The organism is Paludisphaera soli (assembly GCF_011064595.1).
Classification (GTDB): domain Bacteria; phylum Planctomycetota; class Planctomycetia; order Isosphaerales; family Isosphaeraceae; genus Paludisphaera; species Paludisphaera soli.
On record NZ_JAALJI010000078.1, the window covers coordinates 1 to 4,159 of the forward strand.

At 69.2% G+C, this 4,159-nt stretch carries 8 protein-coding genes; 7 read left to right on the forward strand and 1 reads right to left on the reverse strand.

Annotated elements, in window-relative coordinates; translation table 11 throughout:
* Positions 1-140 precede the first annotated feature (140 nt).
* The 7 genes from G6O68_RS31390 to G6O68_RS31420 all read left to right on the forward strand — a co-directional run bounded on the left by G6O68_RS31390 (position 141) and on the right by G6O68_RS31420 (position 3,773).
* Positions 141-737 carry a carbon storage regulator gene (locus tag G6O68_RS31390; RefSeq protein WP_165253630.1) on the forward strand — a complete coding sequence of 199 codons (597 nt, stop codon included), beginning with the start codon at positions 141-143 and terminating at the stop codon, positions 735-737.
* Complete coding sequence (locus G6O68_RS31395) at positions 737-1,222, forward strand: GNAT family N-acetyltransferase (protein WP_165253632.1); 486 nt, start codon at positions 737-739, stop codon at positions 1,220-1,222. The genes G6O68_RS31390 and G6O68_RS31395 overlap by 1 nt, the downstream gene beginning before the upstream one ends.
* A gap of 289 nt (positions 1,223-1,511) precedes the next feature.
* Positions 1,512-2,528: a DUF5131 family protein gene (locus tag G6O68_RS31400; protein WP_165253634.1), complete on the forward strand. Its 1,017-nt coding sequence runs from the start codon at positions 1,512-1,514 to the stop codon at positions 2,526-2,528.
* Entirely contained in the window at positions 2,525-2,845 is a 321-nt protein-coding gene (locus G6O68_RS31405) for a hypothetical protein (protein WP_165253636.1), read from the forward strand. Before G6O68_RS31400 ends, G6O68_RS31405 begins: the two co-directional genes overlap by 4 nt.
* A gap of 88 nt (positions 2,846-2,933) precedes the next feature.
* Positions 2,934-3,221, forward strand: coding sequence for a hypothetical protein (locus G6O68_RS31410; RefSeq protein ID WP_165253638.1), 288 nt, complete (start codon positions 2,934-2,936; stop codon positions 3,219-3,221).
* Positions 3,215-3,385 (forward strand): hypothetical protein, encoded by a 171-nt coding sequence (locus G6O68_RS31415; RefSeq protein ID WP_165253640.1) that lies wholly within the window; start codon positions 3,215-3,217, stop codon positions 3,383-3,385. The genes G6O68_RS31410 and G6O68_RS31415 overlap by 7 nt, the downstream gene beginning before the upstream one ends.
* 46 nt (positions 3,386-3,431) lie before the next feature.
* Positions 3,432-3,773 (forward strand): HNH endonuclease, encoded by a 342-nt coding sequence (locus G6O68_RS31420; protein WP_165253642.1) that lies wholly within the window; start codon positions 3,432-3,434, stop codon positions 3,771-3,773.
* Here the strand turns inward: G6O68_RS31420 and G6O68_RS31425 are convergent.
* On the reverse strand, positions 3,740-3,988 hold the full coding sequence (locus tag G6O68_RS31425; protein ID WP_165253645.1) for a hypothetical protein: 249 nt from the start codon (positions 3,986-3,988) through the stop codon (positions 3,740-3,742). The genes G6O68_RS31420 and G6O68_RS31425 overlap by 34 nt on opposite strands.
* Between the last annotated feature and the right edge of the window lie 171 nt (positions 3,989-4,159).

The following is a 4,159-nucleotide window of genomic DNA, read 5'->3' on the forward strand; positions in this document are numbered from 1 at the left end:
GTTCCCCGTCGACCAGTGGGAGGAGATGGGCCGAGACGAGCGTGAGGAGGTCGTCCAGGCCGTCGCCAGGGGGCGGCTCGCGGTCTCGTGGGAGGCCGAGGGCGCCTCGATCGGATCCAGCATGGAAGAGGGAGGCTGAGATGGCGTTGGCCCTGACGAGGGTGCGCGGCGAGCGGGTGATGATCGACGGCGGCCGCATCGTCCTTGAGGTCGCGTGGATCGACGGCGGGAAGGTCCGGCTCGCCTTCGACGCCCCGATCGACTGCGTGATCGACCGCGAGGAGATCCACCGGCTGCGGACGACCGTCAAGCCGGGCTGGGCGCGGTCCCCGGTGCTCTCCCTGACCGACGACCGGCTCGCGACGCTGGCCGAGCGTCTGCTGCATTCGACCGTCGACCTGTCCGCCGTCCTGCCCGCGATCCACCCCGGCGCGAGGCTCGCCGACGTGCTCCGCCGGCTGGCGTCGATCGGCGTCGCGAAGTGCCCCGACTGCGGGTCCTGGCGTCGCGGAGAGCCGTGCCCCGACTGCCCTCCGGCCGACGCCGACCTCGCGCGTCAGGTCTCGTCCTGGTCCAACCGGCTCGCCGACCTGAACGCGGAGATGGGCCGGGCCCTGCGGGACCTGGACGCCGAACCGGCCTCCGAGGTCGGCGGGGCGAAGGCCTCGATCGAGCGGGCGATGGTCCGGCTCGGGTGCCTCGGTCGGCGGCTCGCCGAGAAGGGGCACGCGGCCTGATGAACGTCCACATCCGCTGGATGATCCGCCGGGATATAGAAGCCGTGCTGGCGATCGACGCCGGCCTCCGCGAGCCCTGGACCGAGGACGAGTTCCTCCGCCGGCTCCGCGAGCGGAACTGCATCGGCCTGGTCGCCGAGCGCGGGGACGAGGTCGTCGGCTTCGCGATCTACCGGTTGCGGCCCGGCTGCCTCCAGGTCAACCGCCTGGCGATCCACCCCGAGCACCGCCGCCGCGGAGTCGGCCGGAAGTTCATCGAGAAGCTCAGGGGCAAGGTCGACGGGGATCGGCGTCGGTTCCTCTCCATGTGGGTCCGCGAGTCCGACGCGGACGCCGCCCGGTTCCTCGCGGCCATGGGCCTGCGGGCCCGGCTGGAGCGCGACATCTACAGCGACCCCGACGAGGACGCCTACGCGTTCCTCTGGGCCCATCGCGAGGCGGGTCGGGTCCAGGCCGGGGCGGAAGCGCCCGAGGTCCGGCGATGAGGTGCGAGCCCCGAGCACGCGGCCCGCCCCGGCAGGCCCACAGGCGATGGCTCTGAGACGAGCCAGGCGAAGAAACGTCCGCAGCCTGTAGAGCGTGAGCCGATCGCGGAACCGCCGGGCTTGACGAGGGCTCGGGAGGCCACCTGGACGTGCAATCCGCACGAAGGGGGAGCCATGCATCGCCGGGCGTAACGCCCCGCTAGCCGGAAAGGGAAGGGGAGGGCAGGTCAACGCCCTCCCCGACCGGCGACGAAGGACCAACCAGGACCAACCGAGGACGGAGGAAGCGATGGCCGAGAAGACCGGGATCCAGTGGTGCCACCACACGCTCAGCCCCTGGAGAGGTTGTTCGAAAGTCTCTGCCGGGTGTGCCGCCTGTTACGCCGAGGCGCTGAGCAAGCGGTTCCCCGACACGTTCGGCGTGTGGGGCGACCAAGGCGTCCGCGTGATCAACCGGAAGATGAACGAGCTGCTGAAGTGGGATCGTGCCGCCGCCAAGGCCGGGGAGCGCCGGCGCAACTTCCCATCGGTCTGCGACTGCCTCGAAGATCGCCCTGAGCTGGACGCCCCGAGGGCCGACTTCCTGGCCCTGATCGCCAGGACTCCGAATCTCGATCATCTCCTGCTCACCAAGCGGCCCGAGAACTTCGTCCCGCTCATGGAGCGGATCGCGTCGTCCAGCCACGAGGCGATGGCGTTCGCGCGGGAATGGCTCGACGAGAAGCCCCCTGCCAACGTGTGGTTCGGCGTCTCGGCCGAGAACCAGGAGTACGCCGATCGCCGCATCCCGATCATGGGCATGATCCCCGCCGCGCTGCGGTGGGTCAGCTACGAGCCCGCGCTGGGGCCGGTCGACTTCCGCCGGCTCAAGCCCTCGTTCCTGCTCTACGACGAGCATTACGACTGCCTGACCGGGATCAAGGACGGGCTCGGCCCGGTCTCCTGGATCGTGGTAGGTGGGGAGAGCAGCCAGGGCGGGAAGGAGGGCCGGCCGTTCGACGTCGAGTGGGCCCGCTCGACGGTGGAGCAGGGCAGGGCGGCCGGGACGCCTGTGTTCGTGAAGCAGCTCGGGGCGAACCTCGCGCCCGGCCTCTTCCGGTGCCCGCGGTGCGGTCGGGTGGAGGACCTCGCCGGGTTCGACGTGGGCCGAGCCGACTCCGGCAAGCTGTTCTGCACGGCCTGCCACCTCGAGGACGAGATGGAACCCGTCGCCCGCCTCCGCGATTCGCACGGTGGCGACATGGAGGAATGGCCCGCCGATCTCCGCGTCCGCGAGCTTCCGCAGCCCGAGGGGGTGGCGGCGTGATCCTCCGATGGGCCTTCGCCGGGGCGAGCGAGTACGGCGAGCCGATGTACAGGCCGGCGGACGCGGCGTCCAGGCGGGCGGCGGCGGATCGGCTCGGGGCCTACGGCTTCAAGGGGCTGACAAGAGCCCAGATCCACGACGCGTCGCGAGCCGACGACCGCCACGCGTGGCCGCTCGCGATGGGATACGACGACGCCGTTTCTGAGCCGAGCCAGGTCGCCTGCAACCGCTGCAACGTGGGCCGAAGACTCGGAGTCCATCCGTGCCGAAACTGCGGTTCGCCCGAATACCGAATGCTCGAATACATCGAGGATTGACCATGGCCGCACTGGGAGTTCTGGCCGTCGCGCTGACCTTCGCCTTCGGGTCGATGCGGGCCCTCATTCGGATCTGCGAGGTGCTGGGATGATGTCCAACCCGCGGATCGGCGACCGCTGCCGGATCCACTACCGCGAGGCCGTCGCGGCTGTCATGCCCCACCACGGCAAGCTCGGGACTATCCGGATCGTCGCGCGTCCGTCCGGATCCGTGGCGTCGACCATCCGCTGGGTCGAGGCCGACGTGTTCGAGCGCCGCAAGGTGCTGAAGCGCGGCCCCCGCAACCACCTGGTCGAGCTGGATGAGGGCGGCGAGATCGTCGTCCCCTGCGGCAACCTCTACGCCCTCAAGACCGAAGGAGGATCCCCGTGCTGACCGGACCCAACCCGACCCGAGATGAGATCGGGGATGCGTTCCTGGAGGTGCGGCGGTATGTCCGCACGCAGCCCGCCTACGCGCTTCGACACATTAACGAGCTTCTCTACCTGCTGACGACGGTCTCGGGCGGCGGCCGCGAGTGCGGACTGGATAACCCGTGAGCAATCCGTCCGACGGGACGGACAGGCACGACCTGGGGGGAGGGGTATGGATCGAATCCGATGGCAGCGCCGCAAGTTGCACGTCCTCCACCGCGACGGCTGGCGGTGCCAGTACTGCGGCGTCTGGATGACGCGCGAGACGGCGACGCTCGACCACCTGACGCCCGTCGCCCAGGGCGGGTCGAACCTCGCGTGGAACCTCGTGGCTTGCTGCCTGGGCTGCAACCAGGACAAGGGGGACGCGCTGCCCCTGGAATTCCTGTGGGTGATCGGCAGGAGGTTCACGCCCGGCCCCGCGCAATCCCCGGCGAAACGGCCGCCGTCACCCTCCCAGGCCTACGCGCGGACCTGGCATCATCCCCGGCTCTCGGTCAGGCCGGCGTCATGATCGGTCTTCGCGGCGAGCGCCGCGTACGCCCTCGTAATCGGCCCGTCGAGGATGCCGCTGAGGTACTCGGCAGCGGACACGCCTTCAGCGGCGGCAAGCATCTTCGCCATGGTGATCAATCGCTTCTCGACCTTCGTCGCCGCGTACACCTTGGCTCCCTTCGGTCGGCCCTTCTTCTTCGGCTCCATCGTCGCTCCCTTCGCCGTCGTCACCATCGCTCCGCCTCCAAGGCCAGCCTATCAGACGCATCGAGTTTCCGCACCTTGAAGTATAGCCGGAGACTTTGGACAAATTGTGCCGAAAATACTTTCTGGTTTACAATTGAATTTCGGTTACCGAAATTCCATGGTTCGGTCGTCGGGAGCGGGAAACGAGACGCGGGCCAA